This window comes from Paraburkholderia sp. FW306-02-B, assembly GCF_058782725.1.
The window spans coordinates 681211-699895 of record NZ_JBYSXZ010000002.1; the positions used below are offsets into that span (position 1 = coordinate 681211).

The window sequence follows — 18685 nt, forward strand, 5'->3', positions numbered from 1 at the left end:
GGCGCAACAGATGGAAACGCGATCAGGGTTGTAGAAGGTGCGGCAGTAATCATTCCAATGACGAAACAACAACAGCAGGTTTGGATAATTAAATGAGTACTACGTATGGTAGAGCTTTGATATTTTCAGCGGCATTTGTCGCATCGCACGCGTACGCGGAAAATTCGGTAACGCTTTACGGTGTCGTTGACACTGGCTTTATGTACATCCATAACAGCGGCGGCCAGACGTCGCAATGGTTGATGGCAAGTGGCACTGAGTCTGGTTCCCGCTGGGGGCTGAAGGGCAGTGAGGATCTCGGCGGCGGACTGCGCACGGTTTTTCAGTTGGAGAATGGTTTCAGTTCCACGTCGGGCGGCCTTGGGCAAGGCAGCAGTATGTTCGGCCGCCAGGCTTATGTGGGTCTTTCCGGCAAGGATAGCTGGGGTACGGTGACGCTTGGTCGTCAGTACGACCCGTTGATCGACCTCGTTCAGCCGGTCCAGGGCGACAACTATCTCGGCGGGTTCTTTTCGTCGCCTGGCGATATCGACAATGCCGACAACAGCGTGCGTATCAACAACGCGGTCAAATGGTCAAGTCCTCAATGGGCCGGCCTGCAATTCTCGACGATGTATTCGTTGGGTGGCGTAGCAGGTGCAACGGGCTCGGGGCAAACCTACAGCGGCGCTGTGTCCTACGCGAATGGCGCGCTCGCGGTGGCCGGTGGCTATCTGCATGTCGATAACGGAAATGCGATCCAGTCCCGGCGCGCGGTCACGTCCTCCGATTCGTTTTTCAACAGCAGCGTCAACGCCGCTTATGCGTCAGCGCGGTCGATCAACGTCGCGCGCGCAGGCGGCAACTATGTGATCGGTTCGTTTACCTTGGGTGGCTACTACAGTTTTTCCGAATACAACCCGGATGCGAGTTCGACGTTCAGAAGCGCGGAAAAATATCACAACGGGTCCGTCTACGGAGCCTGGCAGATCAGCCCGACGCTCATGGCTGAAATTGGCTATAACTACCTGCGTTCATTGGGCGACTCGTCGGCCAAGTATCATCAGGCCAGTCTGGGTGCTGACTACAATTTGAGTAAGCGCACGGATGTCTACAGCGTGGTGTCTTACGGCCATGCAAGCGGGCAGAACGGTGCAGGCCAGGCACAGGCTGTGATTGGTTCGCTTGACGTCGATTCGGGCAAGAGCTCTCAGGTCGTCGCAACGGTGGGCCTGCGCCACCGGTTCTAAGACCATCTTCACCCGGGCCGTGCACCTGACTTTTCGTGATTCAAGGACGGAAAGTCAGGTCACGATACCGGTTTTCCCGATCCTGGTTCTCTGGCTAGTAAGCACCGGTCAGCGCATGAGCGGTGGCGTTGACCGGACAGGGGCCGATGCGTGGAGATTCGACAGATACGTGAGTGAGAACATCAGATCCTCGAACTAACACGAGGACCTGAGCGTCATTCAGAACGCGTGCTCGATAGGTGATGGTAGCGTTCGAGACTTTCGTTCAGATGGCGCCGCATGGCCCGGCGCGCCGCAGTCTCATCCTTGCGTTCGATCGCGTCGAGAATATCGCCATGCTCCCGTTGGATCCGCCTGATATACGTCTTGCGCTCTTTGGGATTGGCTTTGCCGTGTTTCAGACGCAGGTCGATGATGATTTCCTGACCCAGCGTGCGCAGGATTGACGCGAAGTGCGGATTTTCCGAGCATGTGGCAACCGCCAGATGAAACTCGAAGTCGGCCCGTGCGCATTCTGCATCGTCGTCTATGGCAACGATTTCCATGCGTGCATAGACTTCCTTCAAGGCTCGAAGGTGCGCCTCGGATCGGCGCTGGGCTGCGTAGGCCGCACATTCCGTTTCAACGCCCGTACGCAATTCAAGCACATACATTGAATTGTTCAGCGTAGCGGTGTCAAGATAACCGGGCTCTGACAACGGTCCCTTGCCATCCGCCACGAATACGCCGACGCCGTGACGCGCGATCAGCCGGCGACCCAGCTTGAGCGACGCCACGGCTTCGCGAACCACGGTGCGGCTCACGCCAAATTCGTTACAGAGTTCGGGTTCAGTTGGGAGCTTCGCGCCTGGAGCGTATTCGCCGCGTTCAATCTTGTCGCTCAGTGCCTGGATGACCAGTTCGGTCAGGCTGCGGCGTTTTCCAGAACTGGCAGCATTTTTCAGTAAAGTTTCAGCGTCCAGAGTCATTCCTAATGCTCCACACCGGGTCAGGAGAGCTCTGCAATTCACGGATGCAGACATACCGCGCCGGCGCGGGTAAAAACTGTCTGACCTGCGCCGTATGACATAGTATGACTTTACCACAGTCATGTTACGGTCGCGGCTCACCCCACTGACGACATGGGGTGAGATGTTGATGTCGCTCAAGCGTAGATATAGCCGCCGCTCACGATGACATTCTCGCCCGTTGCATAGGTGTTACGCGCGCTTGCCATCATGACGACCCACTGCGCGATTTCCTCAGGTTCGGCCGCGCGTCCCAATGGATTTGCCGCCGCAAGCTCGCCGAGGAAACCCGCTTTCTTCGCCTTTTCAGTTGCAAAGCCGGCCGGCGCGACTGAGTTGACGAGAATGCCATCCTTTGCAACTTCGGCCGCAAACGACTTCGTCAGGCTCACAACGGCGGCTTTTGTCGCCGCGTAGTGAGCATTCTGCGGATGCGCCTTGAAAGCGTCGACCGATGTGATGTTGACGATGCGGCCTGCCACGTGAGCTTCTACCTTGGGGCGGTTGCGCATGTGTTCGATCGCCGCGACCATCATGTGATACGTGCCTTTGATATTGACCGCGTTTTCCAGATCCCAGTCGTCGTCGGAAATCTCCAGGATTGGCCGGCGCGGATAGATCGCGGCGCTGTTTATCAGGCAGTCGACACGGCCGAGCGCTGCAACGGTTCGCTGGAAAACATCATGTGCGGACTCTTTGCGCGTAATGTCGCCTTCCGCTCCGAAGACGTTGTGGCCTTCTTTCTTCAGTTGACCGACGGTCTCTTCGAGCAGGGGGCCATTCTTGTCGATCAGCGCGATACTTTCCGCGCCGTCCGACAGCATGAGTCTTGCGACAGACAAACCAAGGCCTGAGGCGCCGCCAACGATTACCGCTCTTTGATTCTTCATGGTTCGGGTTATTCCAGTTAGAAGTTACTTCACCGAGACAATCTGCGACCCACCGGGTGCCTGATCGGTTGGAAAGACTTCCATACGCGACAGGTCGACAGAGTCCGGAAGTTTGATCGCCGTCGCGACCAGTTCCGCGATGTCCTCAGGCTGTATCGAGCGATAAGCCTCGTAGAGTTTCTCGTTTGCGCCTTGCTCGCCAAGCGCGGTGCGATACAGGTTCGTCTGCACCCGCCCCGGGGCGATCTCGGTCACGCGGACTTTGCTGCCCAGCAGGTCGCAACGCAGCGAATCACAGAACATGCTGATTGCGGCTTTGGTCGCGCCGTAAACGGCAGTGTTCGGATGCGGGAAACGACCCGCACTTGAGCCGATGAAGAAAAGATGCCCACGCTTTCTTTTCAACATGCCGTTGAGGGCCATGTGTGCGAGACGCAACGGCGCGCGAAGGTTGATGTCGACCATGTCGTCGATATCTTGGGTCGCGCATTCGTCGAATTTGACGATTGCCGGCAGGAGTCCGGCATTGTTGACGACGACGTCGATCTCGACGCGCTCGAAGAGTTCGCGCAGCGAAGACGTGTCACGCAGATCAATGGCGATGGGCGTGACATTGCCTTCCTGCGCCAGGCTTTCGAGCGCGCTGGCGTCACGACCCAGCGCGTAGACATGCAAGCCTTCTTTCACGAGCCGGCTTGCAACTGCTCGACCAATACCACTCGAAGCGCCAGTCACGAGTGCGGCACGGTAGGGATGAGAGTTCATTTGTGTGTCGATTTAACGGGTAAGAAGGGCCAGCGTCAGATCACGCCTTCTTCAAGGAATGGCCTGTTCTCAACCACACGTTGATAACCCAGCGGCGCGAGATCGAGTGCACGGTATTCGCCGTAAGTGATGAGTTCACTCAGTCCGCGACCTACGGCAGGCGACTGCTGCAGGCCATGACCGCTGAATCCGTTTGCAAACAGGTAGTTCGTTACCTCGGAATGAGGTCCAACCACCGCGTTGTGGTCAAGCATGCAAAAGTCGTAGTGTCCTGCCCACGCATTGACGACCTTGATGGCTTCGAATGCGGGAATCCGTTCGGCGAGGGCCGGCCATATGACCTCATCGAACTCCGAATGGATGACGTCGAAATCGTTCACGTCGGCGAGCGGATCCGGATCGGGATAGCAGCCCGTCAGATAATATTTTCCTTCGGGCCTGAAAAAGATTCCTGTTGTGTCGATCGTGAGCGGTACCGTGCCCTGCAGCGGCGTACGGCAATCGAATACGAAAAGACAGCGCTTGCGCGGTTCGACAGGGATATCCAGGCCTGCCAGCCGGGCCATCGCCGGCCCACGCGTGCCGGCGGCGTTGACCATCGTCCCGCAGCTGATGGTGTCGCCGCTCTTGAGCACGACGCCGGTGATCTTCGAGCCTTCACGGCGAATGTCGACCACCTCGTTCTCGATGTATTCGATGCCGAGAGCGCGTGCCTTGCGTCGCATGCCTTGCAGCAAACCGTAGCTGTCGAACCAGCCTTCGCCGGTCTGGCCGTAGACGCCGTTGACGAGTCCATCGGTGTTAAGCCAGGGGAAGCGGGCCTTGAGCTTTTCCTGATCGAGCAACACGACATCGGCGCCGTTTTCTCTCTGCGTCGCGTAGTTGCGCTCGAACATCGGCGCCCCGGTCGCGTCGCCGAGATACAGGTAGCCGTTCTCCTTGAAGCCGAGTTCTGGCGCGTCTCCATCAACCTCGACGAGTTCATGGAAATGGCGAATGAACTCGGTGCCGAACTGCGAAATCTTGATGTTCAACGGGTTGGAGAACTGATGCCGGATCGATGCGCTCGACAGGGCAGTCGCAGACTGTGCGTATGACCAGTCACGTTCCACGACCAGGACCGAGCCGTTGAAATCGGGATTCTTCGCCAGAAAATAGGCGGTGGCGCTGCCTACGACTGCGCCGCCCACGATCACCACGTCGTAGTGGGTCTTTGATGCTTGCTGTGCCATTTTGGTGCTTTCCAGTAAGTCAATCAGGGTAGTTGTGCTTACTCGGTCTTGGGATCTTCGAAATGACCGTCGGCGGCGAACTGCCCGCCTTGAAAGCGGACCGCCGGATGTCGCGGATCGGGAACAGACGTATTCGCGTAGACCTCGGCGCGATACACGTCAGCCGAATCCTTCGGCCGGTATCCAAGATAAGCGGCTTGCGTGTTGTCCCAGAAGTTGGCGCTGTTGGCCGAATTGCCATACACGATCATATGTCCGACGCTGGGCGTCATGAGCGACTGAATGCACATGTGCGAGAAATCATCGTAGGAAAGCCAGGTGGCGAGCATGCGACGGTCGACGGGTTTCGGGAAGCAGGAGCCGATCCGCAGGCACACGGACTCGATGCCGAACTTGTCGAAGTAGTACCGCGACAGATTCTCGACGAATGTCTTGCTAACGCCGTATAGACTGTCGGGACGTTGCGGGGCATTGGCATCGATGGTTTGCGTACACTCATAGAATCCGATGGCATGGACCGAGCTGGCGTAGATCACGCGCTTAACGCCGGCCTGTCGCGCACCTTCGTAGATGTTGTAGCTGCCAACGATGTTCGAATCCAGAATGACCTGGAAGGTGTTTTCGCGAGGTGCGCCGCCCATGTGAATAACCATGTCGACGCCTTTGAGCATCTCGAACACCGCGTCGCGGTCGGCCAGATCGCAAATGAAGTGTTTTTCGTTCTCGCGAACTTCGCCCAACGACTGACGGCCATTCAGGCTGAGGGTCTCGGCATAGGGGCGCAATGAGTCGCGCAGCACCGAGCCTAATGCCCCGCCCGCGCCGGTGATCAGGATGTTTTTGAACGGTGGCTTGGTAATGTTCATGATGGCGTGTTCCTTACTCTTTGTTCGAGGCTGAAAGCTCTGCGGTCGTTACACCGTAGTCGTCACGCAGTTGCGCTTCAGAGATATATTCGTTGCGGATATCGCGCAGCAGCGCGTGCCTGTCGCGCTCTGCCGGAGAGCCGAGGCCGCCCCCGCCGGGCAGCGACAGCGTGACGCGCTGATGTTCCGCGACCATCTGCGTGCCTTTGCCCTTCATTTTGGTGCCGTCCGACAGGGTGACCTGGCCGGCGGCACCAGACTTGCCGCCGGACTGTCCGCGTGCCGGGTGATCAATGCGATCGAACATCGCGTTGAAGCGGAACTGATAGCCAGCACGCGGTCCGATTTCGACGATCTGTCCAAGGCCGCCGCGCAGCTTGCCGGCACCACCGGAGCCCGAGCGCATTTCCTTGCGCCAGACGACGATCGGGCCGACCTGTTCGGTGGCCTCTACCGACATGGCGTGCACGCCGCTGGGGAACGCGGTTGCGGACAGGCCGTCGAGCTCTGAACGTGCGCCCGTGCCGCCGCTGTTGAACATCAGGATTTCACTGCCCTTCAGGCCCGAACCTTCGCGCACCGGTCGCGCGCTGACATGCAGGTTCCACAGTGCACCGGAGCCTTCGGCAGGTACGCGGCCCGGGAGGATCTTGTGCAATGCGCCGAGCACGAGATCGGGCACGAAGTGGCCCAGCACATGGCGAACTGCAACCGGGCTCGGGCGCTGGGCGTTCAGGATGCAGCCCTCAGGCGCCTGCACGCGGAACGGTTCGAGCGACGCCGCGTTGTTGGGCACCTCGGGTGCGATGATGCATTTCAGGCCGTAGCAGGCATAGGCTTTCGCATAAAGCAGGGGCACATTGATGCCGTACGGGCTGGCCGGAGAAGTGCCCGCAAAGTCCGCCATCAGGTGATCGTCGCCGACTGTGAGCGTGACGTTGAGCGTGACAGGCGTGTCATAGCCGTCGAGCGTCATCTGATTGGTCTCGGTTTGCTTCGGCAGCGCGGCGATACGCTCGAGGGTCGCTTCGCGGCTGCGCGCCAGAATGAATTCTCCGATGCCTTCCACGTCCTTGAGGTCGAATTCCTTCAACATCTCGAGCAAACGCTTATGACCCGTTTCGTTGCACGAGGCGAGCGCGTACAGATCGCCGACGACCTTGTCGGCTTCACGCACGTTGTTGCGCAGAATATTGATCAGATCGCGATTGACTTCGCCGCGCTCGATCAGCTTCATGATCGGCACGAACAGTCCCTCTTCGTAGATTTCGCGCGAGTCCGGACCAAACCCGCGGCCACCGATGTCCACCACGTGCGCGGTGCTGGCGAAGTAGCCGATCAACTCGCCATGGTGGAACGAAGGGGAGACGACGGTGAAGTCGTGCAGGTGGCCGGTGCCTTTCCACGGATCGTTGGTCAGGTACACATCACCTTCGTACATGTTGTCCGTGCCGATCACGTTCATGAAGTGCTCGACGGCTTCGGCCATCGTGTTCACGTGACCCGGCGTGCCCGTGACCGCCTGCGCGAGCATACGGCCGCGCTTGTCGAAGATACCGGCGGACAGATCGCCCGCTTCGCGAACACTGGTGCTGAACGCCGTGCGGATCAGGGCCATAGCCTGTTCTTCGACGACGGAGATCAGGCGGTTCCACATGACCTGCATGTGGATGGTGTCAAGGTTGCTGAGGGACATGGTTCTGCTCCTGATTACTTGGCGGCGTTCAGTTCTTTGGCGACCACGAGCAGGCAGCCATCGGGCTGCACCATGGCGTCGAAGGACGACGTGACGAGCGTCGACGTTTCCGGCTCGACGATGATGGCCGGGCCTGCGACGCTCTCGCCGATCTTCAGCGAACCGCGTTCGACAATGGCGGCGTCCACAAAGCGATGCAATGCCGCATCGAAAATCTTGCGGGTTTTCGGCGCAACGACCGCGTCGCGAGACGTAATAAGCTGTAGACGCTCGACAGGCGGCAACGGCGAGCTTGCCTTCACGGCCCAACTGACGATTTCGATGTCGAGACCGTCGATCGGGCGACCGAAGAACTGCGTGTACGCCTTCGTGAACGATTCCGCGAACGTGACACGATCTTCAGCGTTAAAGCGCCGATACGGGACGGCGACAGGAATTTCCCAGCCTTGGCCGACATAGCGCATGAAGGTCTTGATTTCGACAATCGGCTCCGCGTCACCTGAGCCCTGGCGCGCGAAGTGCACGGCTTCCTCGCTGAGTTGATCGACGATTTCATTGAGTGCGTCGGCATCGAACTCGTTAAAGCGCATGCTGGCGCTGCGCACGCTTTCATAGCCGAACGGTGCGCGCAGAAAGCCGATTGCGGAGCCGACGCCCGCGCCCGGCGGAACGATAAATTTCTTGATACCGCTTTTCTCACACAGGCGCGCCGCATGAAGCGGACCTGCACCGCCAAACGTAATCATCGTGTAGTCGCCGATATCCTTGCCGCTTTCGACCGCGTGCACGCGCGCGGCATTACTCATGTTCTCGTCGACGACTTCAGCGACACCGTAGGCCGTTTCTTCCGGGCTCAGGTTGATCGCACCGCCAACCTGCTTGACCATCGCGCCGGCTGCATCATCGATCGACAGCGGGATCGATCCGCCTGCGAAGTTCGCGGGGTCGAGGCGTCCGAGCAGCAGATCGGCGTCGGTCACTGTCGGCTGCGTGCCGCCACGCTGATAACACGCGGGACCTGGCTCGGAGGCGGCGCTGTGCGGGCCCACCCGGATCTGGCGCATGACGTCGAGGGAGGCAATCGAGCCACCGCCGGCGCCAATTTCGACCATTTCCACGACGGGAATGGAGATCGGCATGCCGCTGCCTTTCTTGAAGCGGTAGGTGCGGGCTACTTCGAAGGTGTTGGCGGTTTTCGGCGTGAGATCGTCTATCAGGCAAATCTTGGCGGTGGTGCCGCCCATGTCGAACGAGAGAACGGTATTCAGGTCGTAGCGCGCGGCAATATGCGCGGCGAAAATTGCACCGCCGGCTGGCCCCGATTCCACCAGACGCACAGGGAACTCGGATGCGCTTTCGACCGAGACAATACCGCCGCCCGAGTGAATGATGAAGATCGGACACACTGCGCCGGCTTCCCGAACTTTGCCGAGCAGGCGGTCCAGATAGGACTTCATGATCGGGCGAACATAGGCATTCGCACAGACCGTGTTGAAACGCTCGAATTCGCGGATCTGAGGCGACACTTCGCTCGAGATGGACACGGAGACATTCGGCAGACGCTGCTCGATCGCATCACGCATCATGCGTTCATTCACGCCGTTCACATACGCGTGAATGAAGCCTACGGCGACGCTCTCATAACCACCCTGTTCGATGCGCTGAACGATGGCGGCGATCTGCGCTTCTGTCGGCGCCAGCAGCACGCCGCCCTGAGCGTCGACGCGTTCGCTCAGGGTGAACCGGTCGCAGCGCTCGACAAGGGGAGGGGGGAGTTTGATGTTCAGATCGTACTGTTCGAACCGGTTTTCGGTTCGCATCTCGATCGTATCGCGAAAACCTTCAGTCGTGACGAAGGCGGTTTTCGCGCCACGTCGTTCAATCAGCGCATTCGTGGCGAGGGTCGTGCCATGGATGATGACGCCAATGTCCTTCAGTTCGATCCCGGCCTTGTCTGCGACGATGCCGATGCCTTTGATGATGGCGCGCTCGGGCGCCGTGTAATCCGTAAGGACCTTGGTGGAAAAAAGCTCTCCACCGAGTTCAAGCGCGACGTCGGTGAACGTCCCACCAATGTCCACACCAACCCGTGCCTTGTCGTGACTGGCCACCATGACTCTCCTGTTTAAAACCATCACATGCGCTGGGCAAACGCCTAGCGAGAAATCCCGTTGACGAACATTGGAAGGCGTACGCGGGGAGCACGCAGCACCGCCCTGCCAGGCATCTCACCGCCTATGTCGATGAGCGTTGAAGTCTTTATTTTTGCCCGTTGACATATGATGAGTGACGTCCTACAGTGCTGTCAACACGAACAAATTAAATTTCGTGATTGGGGTCATTCATCTCTCTGGTGTTGTTATTGTAAGGCATTGTTTTATAAATAATTTATGTGACTTTATACATGGTGATTCCGGGCCGGACGGTACCGGTAAACCACTATACCTGCAGTAGGTAAATCTGCAAAAAAATTATGTTTTTAGGGGATTTTTGAAGAAGTGAGGCTGTCCTGGCTGGTGCGTTTCGAGGCTGGTTTGCGAGGCACCTTTTGTCTTCGGTATTCGGCGTCGCGCCAGCGTGACTCATGGTGCGATCGATCAGTTTGCTCCCGCAGCTGGAGCGTAGTGGGGTGTCGGTGGATATCTTTATTCAGCAAATCTTGAATGGGCTGGTGCTGGGCAGTATTTACGCCATCATCGCACTGGGTTACACGATGGTGTACGGGATTCTGGGCATCATCAACTTCGCGCACGGTGACGTGCTCATGGTTGGCGCTTTGGTCGCTTTATCGGCCATCTCGGTGCTGCAGAATCACTTCCCAGGACTGGGCAAAATCCCGACTTTGCTGATTGCGTTGACGATCGCCGCGATCGTATGTGCTGCCGTCGGCTACACGATCGAACGGGTTGCGTACCGGCCGTTGCGCAAGGCACCGCGTCTGGCGCCGCTGATCACAGCGATCGGCGTGTCGATCCTGCTGCAAACCCTCGCGATGATGATCTGGTCGCGCAACCCGCTGGCGTTTCCGCAGCTGTTGCCCACCGACCCGATCAACGTGATCAAGGCCACCGACACGACGCCAGGCGCGGTGATCTCGATGACTGAAATCGTGATCATGGTCGTGGCGTTCCTCGTGATGGGCGGTCTGCTGTTGCTGGTTCACAAGACCAAGCTGGGCCGCGCGATGCGTGCAATCGCTGAGAACCCGGGTGTCGCAAGCCTGATGGGTGTGAACCCGAATTTCGTGATTTCGGCGACCTTCATGATCGGCTCGGCGCTGGCCGCCCTGGCCGGCGTGATGATCGCGTCCGAATACGGCAACGCACACTTCTATATGGGCTTCATCCCGGGTCTGAAGGCCTTTACCGCGGCGGTGCTGGGCGGGATCGGCAATCTCGGCGGCGCAATGGTGGGCGGGGTGCTGCTCGGTCTGATCGAGCAGCTAGGGGCGGGTTATATCGGCAACCTCACGGATGGCGTATTCGGCAGCAACTATCAGGACGTGTTCGCGTTCGTCGTTCTGATTTGCGTCCTTGTGTTCCGTCCGTCCGGCTTGCTCGGCGAACGCGTTGCAGATCGCGCATAAGACCGGAGACGCTTGAATCATGACTTCCATCCAACGTATTGAACCCTCGACAACTCTTGTGCCGGAGAAAACGGTTGGCTCGCGAGTGTTGGTTGCACTGTTGACTGCGGCGTTCGTGATCGCCGCACCGATGATCATCGGTGCAGCCGGCGGCAACTACTGGGTCCGCGTACTCGACTTTGCGATGCTGTACGTGATGTTGGCACTGGGCCTGAACGTGGTGGTCGGCTTTGCCGGCCTGCTGGACCTGGGCTACATCGCGTTCTACGCGGTCGGCGCCTATGTCGCAGCGCTGCTCAGCTCGCCGCACCTCCCGGCGCAGTTCGAGTGGATCGCACATCTCGCGCCGAACGGGCTGCACGTGCCGTTCCTGATCATCGTGCCCTGCGCGATGGGTTTGGCCGCGCTGTTCGGCGTGCTGCTCGGCGCACCGACGCTGCGTCTGCGTGGCGACTACCTCGCGATCGTGACCCTGGGCTTTGGGGAAATCGTACGGATCTTCATGAACAACCTCGACCGCCCGGTGAACATCACTAATGGTCCGAAGGGGATCACGGGGATCGACCCGGTGTCGGTGGGCGGCTTCAGTCTTGCGCAGACGCACACGCTGTTCGGATTCGAGTTCCCTTCGGTGTATCTGTATTACTACGCCTTTGTGCTGTGCGCGCTGCTGGTGATCTGGGTGTGTACGCGTCTGCAGCACTCGCGGATCGGCCGTGCATGGGCCGCGATCCGTGAAGACGAAATCGCCGCCAAGGCAATGGGCATCAACACCCGCAACGTGAAGCTGCTGGCTTTCGCGATGGGCGCATCGTTCGGCGGCCTGTCGGGCGCGATGTTCGGTTCGTTCCAGGGCTTTGTGTCGCCGGAATCGTTCACGCTGCAGGAATCGATCGTCGTACTCGCCTGTGTCGTGCTGGGCGGGATGGGCCACATCCCCGGCGTGATTCTCGGTGCGGTGCTGCTCGCCGTACTGCCGGAATTCCTGCGCTCGACAATGGGGCCGCTGCAGCATCTTCTCTTCGGTCACGAAGTCGTCGATACCGAAGTGATCCGTCAGCTCGTGTACGCACTCGCCATGGTGCTGATCATGCTGTATCGATCTGAAGGGCTGTGGCCGTCGCCCAAGCATGAAGACAGGATCGCGAAACTGGTGAAGCGCAGCGGCAAGAAGCCGGTGCGCGCGTAACGGCCGGGCAGAGCATGGGACCAGAGTAAGGAGAAGTACATATGAGCGATAACATTCGACTGTCAGTGAAGGGCGTCAACAAGCGCTTCGGCGGTCTGCAGGCGCTGTCTGACGTCGGCCTGCAAATCGGGTCGGGCCAGATTTATGGCCTGATCGGCCCGAACGGCGCCGGCAAGACGACTTTCTTCAACGTGATCACGGGTCTGTACACGCCGGATTCGGGCGAGTTCAAGCTCGACGGCGCCGCCTACACGCCGACCGCCGTCTATCAGGTGGCCAAAGCGGGCATTGCCCGTACGTTCCAGAACATCCGTCTGTTCGGCGGCATGACCGCGCTGGAAAACGTGATGGTCGGCCGTCACGTGCGCACCAAGCACGGCCTGCTGGGTGCGGTGTTCCAGACGCCGTCCGAGCGCCGCGAAGAGCGCGAGATCAAGGAGCGCGCGGTCGAACTGCTGGAGTACGTCGGCATTGCGCAGTACGCGGACTACACGTCGCGCAACCTGTCGTACGGCCACCAGCGTCGTCTGGAAATCGCCCGCGCATTGGCGACCGATCCGAAGCTGCTGGCGCTGGATGAGCCGGCCGCCGGCATGAATGCAACGGAGAAGGTCGAGCTGACCAAGCTGCTGGACAAGATCCGCAGCGACGGCCGCACGATCCTGCTGATCGAACACGACGTGAAACTGGTGATGGGCCTGTGCAATCAGATGACAGTGCTCGATTACGGCAAGGTGATTGCCCAGGGTCTGCCGCATGACGTGCAGAAGGACCCGAAGGTGATTGAAGCTTATCTGGGTGCGGGGGTCCACTGATGGCTACGGCAATGTTGAAAATCAAGGGCCTGCAGGTCAATTACGGCGGCATTCAGGCAGTCAAGGGTATCGACCTCGAAGTCGCGCAGGGCGAGCTGGTGACGCTGATCGGCGCGAACGGCGCGGGCAAGACCACGACGATGAAGGCGATCACGGGTCTGAAGCCGTACTCGGCAGGCGACATCGAGTACATGGGCCAGTCGATCAAGGGCATGCCCGCGCACGAACTGCTCAAGCGCGGTCTGGCGATGGTGCCGGAAGGCCGCGGTATTTTCGCGCGCATGTCGATCGTCGAAAACATGCAGATGGGCGCCTATCTGCGTAACGATACGGACGGCATCAAGGCGGACGTCGATCGCATGTTCGGCTTTTTCCCGCGCCTGAAGGAACGTGCGACGCAGTATGCGGGCACGCTCTCGGGCGGCGAGCAGCAGATGCTGGCGATGGCGCGCGCGATCATCAGCAAGCCGAAGCTGCTGTTGCTCGACGAACCGTCGATGGGCCTGTCGCCGATCATGGTCGAGAAGATCTTCGAGGTGGTGCGGTCGATCTCGGCGGAAGGCATGACGGTGCTGCTGGTCGAGCAGAACGCGCGTCTCGCGTTGCAGGCGGCGAATCGCGGCTACGTGATGGACTCAGGTCTGGTGACGATGTCGGGCGACGCGAAGCAGATGCTGGATGATCCGAAGGTGCGGGCAGCGTATCTGGGTGAATAAGTTAAGAAAGTAGGCTGGGTGAATGACACAAAGGTCGGATGAGCAGGGTGTTTGCTTCCGACTGGTGCAATGACGGCAATGCAAAGGAACGGTGATGAAGGTATTGGTGCCAGTGAAAAGAGTGGTCGATTACAACGTGAAAGTCCGGGTGAAGTCGGACGGCACGGGCGTCGACATCGCGAACGTGAAGATGTCGATGAATCCGTTCGACGAAATCGCGGTGGAAGAAGCGGTTCGTCTGAAGGAAGCGGGCGTGGCGACCGAAGTGATCGCCGTGTCGGCGGGTGTCGCGCAATCGCAGGAAACGCTGCGCACGGCGCTGGCGATCGGCGCGGACCGCGCGATCCTGATCGAATCCAATGAAGAGCTGCAGCCGCTGGCCGTTGCGAAGCTGCTGAAGGCGCTGGTCGACAGGGAGCAGCCTTCGCTCGTGATTCTGGGCAAGCAGGCGATCGACGACGATTCGAACCAGACCGGCCAGATGCTCGCCGCGCTGGCTAATCTGCCGCAGGCGACGTTTGCCTCGAAGGTTGTCGTCGCGGACGGCAAGGCAACCGTGTCGCGCGAAGTGGACGGCGGCGCCGAAACGCTGTCGCTGAAGCTGCCGGCTGTGGTCACCACCGACCTGCGTCTGAACGAGCCGCGCTACGTGACGCTGCCGAACATCATGAAGGCGAAGAAGAAGCCGCTGGAAGTCATCAAGCCGGAAGACCTGGGTGTCGACGTCGCGCCGCGCCTGAAGACGCTGAAAGTCGCCGAGCCGCCGAAGCGCTCCGCCGGTGTGATGGTGCCGGATGTGAAGACGCTGGTCGAGAAGCTGAAGACCGAAGCCAAGGTGCTTTAAGTAATACGCGGAGACAGAGCAAATGACGAATCTGGTAATAGCAGAACACGACAGTGCGTCGATCAAGGCCGCGACGCTGAACACGATTGCAGCCGCGCAGAAGATTGGCGGCGACATTCACGTGCTGGTGGCAGGTCACAACGCACAGGCGGCGGCCGATGCCGCGGCGAAGATTGCAGGGGTTTCGAAGGTGCTGCTCGCTGACGCGCCGCAACTTGAAGCGGGCCTCGCAGAAAACGTTGAAGCGACGGTGATGAACATTGCGAAGGATTACTCGCACATCCTCGCGCCGGCCACCGCATACGGCAAGAACATCGCGCCGCGTATCGCCGCGAAGCTGGACGTCGCGCAGATCAGCGACATCACGGCAGTGGATTCGGCGGATACGTTCGAACGTCCGATCTACGCCGGTAACGCGATCGCAACGGTTCAATCTCAAGATCCGATCAAGGTCATCACGGTCCGCACGACGGGTTTCGACGCGGTCGCGGCCGTTGGCGGCAGCGCAACGGTGGAGAAGATCGAAGCGGCAGCGGACGCAGGCATCACGCAGTTCGTGAGCCGTGAAGTGACGAAGCTGGACCGTCCGGAACTGACGTCGGCGAAGATCATCGTGTCGGGTGGCCGGGGGCTGGGCAACGGCGAGAACTACACCAGGGTTCTGGAACCGCTGGCGGACAAGCTGAACGCCGCACTGGGCGCATCGCGCGCGGCAGTCGATGCGGGCTTCGTGCCGAACGACTACCAGGTGGGACAAACCGGCAAGATCGTCGCACCGCAGCTGTACGTGGCAGTCGGCATCTCGGGTGCGATCCAGCATCTGGCCGGCATGAAGGACTCGAAGGTGATCGTGGCGATCAACAAGGACCCGGAAGCGCCGATTTTCAGCGTGGCCGATTACGGTCTGGTGGGCGATCTGTTCGAAGCATTGCCGCTTCTTGTCGCCGAACTGTAGAGCCTCCCCAACTCACCAACCCGAACAACAGCTGGATGCGTCGCTCCCCAGCTAATGAATTGCTCGTGACTAGTTGTTAATCTTAAACACAGAGAGATTTCAGCATGATTTCCACCACAGATCCGCACGTCAATCGCAAACCCCGAAACATTTCCCAGGCAGAGTGGGAGACTCGTGTCCAGCTCGCCGCCGCGTACCGTTTGGCGGCCAAATTCGAACTCACCGATCTGATCTACACCCACATCTCGGCCCGAGTGCCCGGGACGGACGACCAATTCCTGATCAACCCGCACGGCTGGTTCTTCGACGAAATCACGGCGTCGTCGCTCGTCAAGATTGACGTGAACGGCAATCCGATCGATGACGACCGGTTCGAAGTCAACGCGGCAGGATTCACGATTCATAGTGCGTTGCACCAGGCGCGTCACGATGTCGAATGCGTCGTGCATCTGCACACAACCTACGGTATGGCTGTTGCCGCGATGGAATGCGGCCTCCTGCCGCTGAATCAGATCAGCATGCAGTTCTATAATCGCGTCGCCTATCACGAATACGAAGGCATTTCGCTCGAGCTTGACGAGCGTGAGCGCATTGTGAAGTCGATCGGCAATAAGGATTACCTGATCTTGCGTAACCACGGCCTGTTGACGACGGGCCGCTCAGTTGCCGAGGCATTCACCCGTATGTATTACCTTAACAAGGCCTGCGAAATTCAGGTTGCAACGTTGTCGGCCGGACAGAAAGTCGTCATTCCTTCACCGGAGGTTTGCGAGCACGCGGCCAAGCAGCACGATGACTATGCATACCTTGACACGGTGCACCTCGACCGGGAATGGACGGCATTGCTGCGGCTTCTTGATCGGGACAGCGGAAGCTACAAGGTCTAATCAATCTACCGGGCAGATATTGCAGTGGCCGTCGGCCCGTGTGCGGTGCGATGCGTTGCCCGCTTCAGGGTACGTGTCGCGCTTGAATAGTTGTTCCCGATCCTGGTGAGTCACGTCGTTCGGGAGTGGCAAGCGAGCAGCGTTGATTTGATGTGTTGGCTTATCAATTCGGCGCTTAGGCGATACCGCCCACTTAACGCGTTGCTGCGAGCCAGTCGCACCGATGGCACATTTGAGATCGCGCCCGGAGCCGTGGTCTCAATCACGGCGAAAGAAGACGCGCTAAAGACAACCTGCAAGTATTTCGGATCCCGTCCCGAAGCTTATTGACGCGCTCCCTGTGAGTTGTGCGCGGCGCACCTAAGGTCCGATCCTCGAAATATCTCAACAATCTGATCGAGCAGGACCACCACAACGTCAAGTCCCGGACCCATGTCATGCTCGGCTTCAAACGGTTCAGAAACGCGGCCGTCACGATCGCTGGCATCGAGCTGGCGCATCGCATTCGCAAAGCACAGTTCGATCTCACGAGTCTGCATCTCAAAGATCTCACTGTGTCTGCTGTCTGGAAGACGGTTCTTTCAGCTTGATAAGGTAACGGTGAGCACGCCGCTTCTCCTTGACCGCCGCTGTTTGCACCAGACGCTACAAGAGGCTGTCGCACGCTTCGGCGCGTTGCGCCCGCGCTGACGTTGCCCTTATCCACTTGCGTCTCGTTTGTGGTAAAAACGCTGGCAGTGTTTTTGTCGTCAGGTGAGTTTCCGGTCGCTACACGCGTCTTACTTGGGCTTCAAGGCTGTCCCTTCCGGATCCAGCAGACGACAAGAATGGGAGCGTACAACGCTCCCATTTCCCGTTAAGGCGCTGGAACGCAGGTCCAGTACCCGCTCTTTCTTCTCAGGTTCTACCAATATGTCAGACAGCTCAATTGGGAATACGCCAGCCTCTCTTCCGGAGGCTGCGGAGCATACATCCGCCCCGTATGGAATCAACCAGAGCCACACCGATAGGAAGCGAAGACAGGTCACCACGGGACACATCGCCGAAATGCGTGCGAGAAATGAAAAGATCGCGGTGCTCACCTCGTATGGCGCCACGTTCGCCGCAGTTGCAGATGCCGCGGGCGTCGATTGCATCATGGTTGGAGACTCTCTGGGAATGGTATGTCAGGGCATGACAAGCACCGTCGGAGTGTCGCTGGAAGAGATGGCATATCACACGAAATGTGTATCCCAAGGGCTTGCACGCTCCCAAGGAGCTGCCATGGTCATCGCGGACCTTCCGTTTGGCAGCTATCAGCAATCGCGCGAGCAAGCTATCGCATCGGCAGTGCAGCTTATGCAGGCTGGCGCCCACATGGTCAAGCTTGAGGGGGGCGGCTGGACGTCCGAAGTGGTCGGATTCCTGGTTGACCGGGGAATTCCCGTTTGCGCACATTTGGGGCTCACGCCACAGACCGTATCGGCGCTTGGAGGTTATCGCGTCCAAGGGCGCCAAAAGGATGCCGCCGATCGCTTACGCACTGATGCGTTGGAGCTCGAAACCGCCGGCGCGACAATGATGGTGCTTGAAATGATCACCGCTCCGTTGGCGAAAAGTATCACGGACGAAATGACATCGTGCGCAACCATCGGCATCGGCGCGGGGAATGGTACGGCGGGTCAAGTTCTGGTCATGCACGACATGCTCGGGATCAATCTTGGACGCATGCCGAAATTTGTGCGGAATTTCATGCAGGAAACGGGCGACGTGGGTGCCGCGTTCGCAGCATATGTCGCATCCGTCAGGGATGGATCGTTTCCCAACAACGAACAGCACGCCTGGTAGGCGGACCAACGCTTAGATCGACGGTGACCGCATTGAATCGAGCGTCCGGACCTGAATGTCCTCGCATCTCCAATTGTTGCGGCCAATGTAGTGGCAGTGAGCCAGCCGATGCCCGGCAGTTCGGAAATCGAACGACCCGGCGTGTCGGCCGGTGTGCCGCAATCGCAGGAAACGCTGCGTA

The 18685-nt window shown here is 59.1% G+C and carries 16 protein-coding genes and 2 pseudogenes; 10 read left to right on the plus strand and 8 right to left on the minus strand.

Annotated elements, in window-relative coordinates; translation table 11 throughout:
* Positions 1-92: 92 nt before the first annotated feature.
* Positions 93-1229, plus strand: coding sequence for a porin (locus AC3WOG_RS24005; RefSeq protein ID WP_492580406.1), 1137 nt, complete (start codon positions 93-95; stop codon positions 1227-1229).
* 215 nt (positions 1230-1444) lie between these two features.
* On the opposite strand, the gene AC3WOG_RS24010 is transcribed toward AC3WOG_RS24005, so the two are convergent.
* The 7 genes from AC3WOG_RS24010 to AC3WOG_RS24040 form a co-directional block, all read right to left on the minus strand.
* Positions 1445-2197 (minus strand): FadR/GntR family transcriptional regulator, encoded by a 753-nt coding sequence (locus AC3WOG_RS24010; RefSeq protein WP_492580407.1) that lies wholly within the window; start codon positions 2195-2197, stop codon positions 1445-1447.
* Positions 2198-2373: 176 nt separating this feature from the next.
* Positions 2374-3126: an SDR family NAD(P)-dependent oxidoreductase gene (locus AC3WOG_RS24015; protein WP_492580408.1), complete on the minus strand. Its 753-nt coding sequence runs from the start codon at positions 3124-3126 to the stop codon at positions 2374-2376.
* 24 nt (positions 3127-3150) lie between these two features.
* On the minus strand, positions 3151-3891 hold the full coding sequence (locus AC3WOG_RS24020; protein ID WP_492580409.1) for an SDR family oxidoreductase: 741 nt from the start codon (positions 3889-3891) through the stop codon (positions 3151-3153).
* A gap of 35 nt (positions 3892-3926) precedes the next feature.
* Positions 3927-5123 carry an NAD(P)/FAD-dependent oxidoreductase gene (locus AC3WOG_RS24025; RefSeq protein WP_492580410.1) on the minus strand — a complete coding sequence of 399 codons (1197 nt, stop codon included), beginning with the start codon at positions 5121-5123 and terminating at the stop codon, positions 3927-3929.
* A 38-nt stretch (positions 5124-5161) separates the two neighbouring features.
* A complete protein-coding gene (locus AC3WOG_RS24030) occupies positions 5162-5992 on the minus strand; it encodes an NAD-dependent epimerase/dehydratase family protein (protein ID WP_492582426.1) in 831 nt (276 codons plus the stop codon).
* Between the two features lie 10 nt (positions 5993-6002).
* The gene (locus AC3WOG_RS24035; RefSeq protein WP_492580411.1) at positions 6003-7685 is read right to left on the minus strand and encodes a hydantoinase B/oxoprolinase family protein; all 1683 of its coding nucleotides are present in this window, start codon (positions 7683-7685) and stop codon (positions 6003-6005) included.
* Between the two features lie 14 nt (positions 7686-7699).
* A complete protein-coding gene (locus tag AC3WOG_RS24040; protein WP_492580412.1) occupies positions 7700-9799 on the minus strand; it encodes a hydantoinase/oxoprolinase family protein in 2100 nt (699 codons plus the stop codon).
* A 521-nt stretch (positions 9800-10320) separates the two neighbouring features.
* On the opposite strand from AC3WOG_RS24040, the gene AC3WOG_RS24045 reads away from it, so the two are divergent.
* The 9 genes and pseudogenes from AC3WOG_RS24045 (at position 10321) to panB (ending at position 18504) form a co-directional block, all read left to right on the plus strand.
* Entirely contained in the window at positions 10321-11271 is a 951-nt protein-coding gene (locus AC3WOG_RS24045; protein WP_492580413.1) for a branched-chain amino acid ABC transporter permease, read from the plus strand.
* A 19-nt stretch (positions 11272-11290) separates the two neighbouring features.
* Positions 11291-12460, plus strand: a complete 1170-nt coding sequence (locus tag AC3WOG_RS24050; protein ID WP_492580414.1) for an ABC transporter permease subunit — start codon at positions 11291-11293, stop codon at positions 12458-12460.
* A 41-nt stretch (positions 12461-12501) separates the two neighbouring features.
* Complete coding sequence (locus AC3WOG_RS24055) at positions 12502-13275, plus strand: ABC transporter ATP-binding protein (protein WP_492580415.1); 774 nt, start codon at positions 12502-12504, stop codon at positions 13273-13275.
* Positions 13275-13991 carry an ABC transporter ATP-binding protein gene (locus AC3WOG_RS24060; RefSeq protein WP_341314510.1) on the plus strand — a complete coding sequence of 239 codons (717 nt, stop codon included), beginning with the start codon at positions 13275-13277 and terminating at the stop codon, positions 13989-13991. Before AC3WOG_RS24055 ends, AC3WOG_RS24060 begins: the two co-directional genes overlap by 1 nt.
* Before the next feature lie 94 nt (positions 13992-14085).
* Complete coding sequence (locus AC3WOG_RS24065; protein ID WP_492580416.1) at positions 14086-14835, plus strand: electron transfer flavoprotein subunit beta/FixA family protein; 750 nt, start codon at positions 14086-14088, stop codon at positions 14833-14835.
* Positions 14836-14857: 22 nt separating this feature from the next.
* Positions 14858-15790 (plus strand): electron transfer flavoprotein subunit alpha/FixB family protein, encoded by a 933-nt coding sequence (locus AC3WOG_RS24070; RefSeq protein ID WP_492580417.1) that lies wholly within the window; start codon positions 14858-14860, stop codon positions 15788-15790.
* A gap of 104 nt (positions 15791-15894) precedes the next feature.
* On the plus strand, positions 15895-16677 hold the full coding sequence (locus tag AC3WOG_RS24075; RefSeq protein ID WP_492580418.1) for a class II aldolase/adducin family protein: 783 nt from the start codon (positions 15895-15897) through the stop codon (positions 16675-16677).
* A 365-nt stretch (positions 16678-17042) separates the two neighbouring features.
* Positions 17043-17267: pseudogene (locus AC3WOG_RS24080) on the plus strand (DDE-type integrase/transposase/recombinase); the annotation flags it as partial.
* Between the two features lie 322 nt (positions 17268-17589).
* On the plus strand, positions 17590-18504 hold the full coding sequence (gene panB / locus AC3WOG_RS24085) for a 3-methyl-2-oxobutanoate hydroxymethyltransferase (RefSeq protein WP_492580419.1): 915 nt from the start codon (positions 17590-17592) through the stop codon (positions 18502-18504).
* 41 nt (positions 18505-18545) lie between these two features.
* On the opposite strand, the pseudogene AC3WOG_RS24090 reads toward panB, so the two are convergent.
* A pseudogene (locus tag AC3WOG_RS24090) lies at positions 18546-18635 on the minus strand (transposase); the annotation flags it as partial.
* Positions 18636-18685: the final 50 nt, after the last annotated feature.

What these genes read in the sequence shown, in the direction of transcription:
- AC3WOG_RS24005 (WP_492580406.1), top strand. Translation starts at nt 93, where the DNA reads ATGAGTACTACGTATGGTAGAGCTTTGATATTTTCAGCGGCATTTGTC.
- AC3WOG_RS24010 (WP_492580407.1), bottom strand. Translation starts at nt 2,197, where the DNA reads ATGACTCTGGACGCTGAAACTTTACTGAAAAATGCTGCCAGTTCTGGA.
- AC3WOG_RS24015 (WP_492580408.1), bottom strand. Translation starts at nt 3,126, where the DNA reads ATGAAGAATCAAAGAGCGGTAATCGTTGGCGGCGCCTCAGGCCTTGGT.
- AC3WOG_RS24020 (WP_492580409.1), bottom strand. Translation starts at nt 3,891, where the DNA reads ATGAACTCTCATCCCTACCGTGCCGCACTCGTGACTGGCGCTTCGAGT.
- AC3WOG_RS24025 (WP_492580410.1), bottom strand. Translation starts at nt 5,123, where the DNA reads ATGGCACAGCAAGCATCAAAGACCCACTACGACGTGGTGATCGTGGGC.
- AC3WOG_RS24035 (WP_492580411.1), bottom strand. Translation starts at nt 7,685, where the DNA reads ATGTCCCTCAGCAACCTTGACACCATCCACATGCAGGTCATGTGGAAC.
- AC3WOG_RS24040 (WP_492580412.1), bottom strand. Translation starts at nt 9,799, where the DNA reads ATGGTGGCCAGTCACGACAAGGCACGGGTTGGTGTGGACATTGGTGGG.
- AC3WOG_RS24050 (WP_492580414.1), top strand. Translation starts at nt 11,291, where the DNA reads ATGACTTCCATCCAACGTATTGAACCCTCGACAACTCTTGTGCCGGAG.
- AC3WOG_RS24055 (WP_492580415.1), top strand. Translation starts at nt 12,502, where the DNA reads ATGAGCGATAACATTCGACTGTCAGTGAAGGGCGTCAACAAGCGCTTC.
- AC3WOG_RS24060 (WP_341314510.1), top strand. Translation starts at nt 13,275, where the DNA reads ATGGCTACGGCAATGTTGAAAATCAAGGGCCTGCAGGTCAATTACGGC.
- AC3WOG_RS24065 (WP_492580416.1), top strand. Translation starts at nt 14,086, where the DNA reads ATGAAGGTATTGGTGCCAGTGAAAAGAGTGGTCGATTACAACGTGAAA.
- AC3WOG_RS24070 (WP_492580417.1), top strand. Translation starts at nt 14,858, where the DNA reads ATGACGAATCTGGTAATAGCAGAACACGACAGTGCGTCGATCAAGGCC.
- AC3WOG_RS24075 (WP_492580418.1), top strand. Translation starts at nt 15,895, where the DNA reads ATGATTTCCACCACAGATCCGCACGTCAATCGCAAACCCCGAAACATT.
- panB (WP_492580419.1), top strand. Translation starts at nt 17,590, where the DNA reads ATGTCAGACAGCTCAATTGGGAATACGCCAGCCTCTCTTCCGGAGGCT.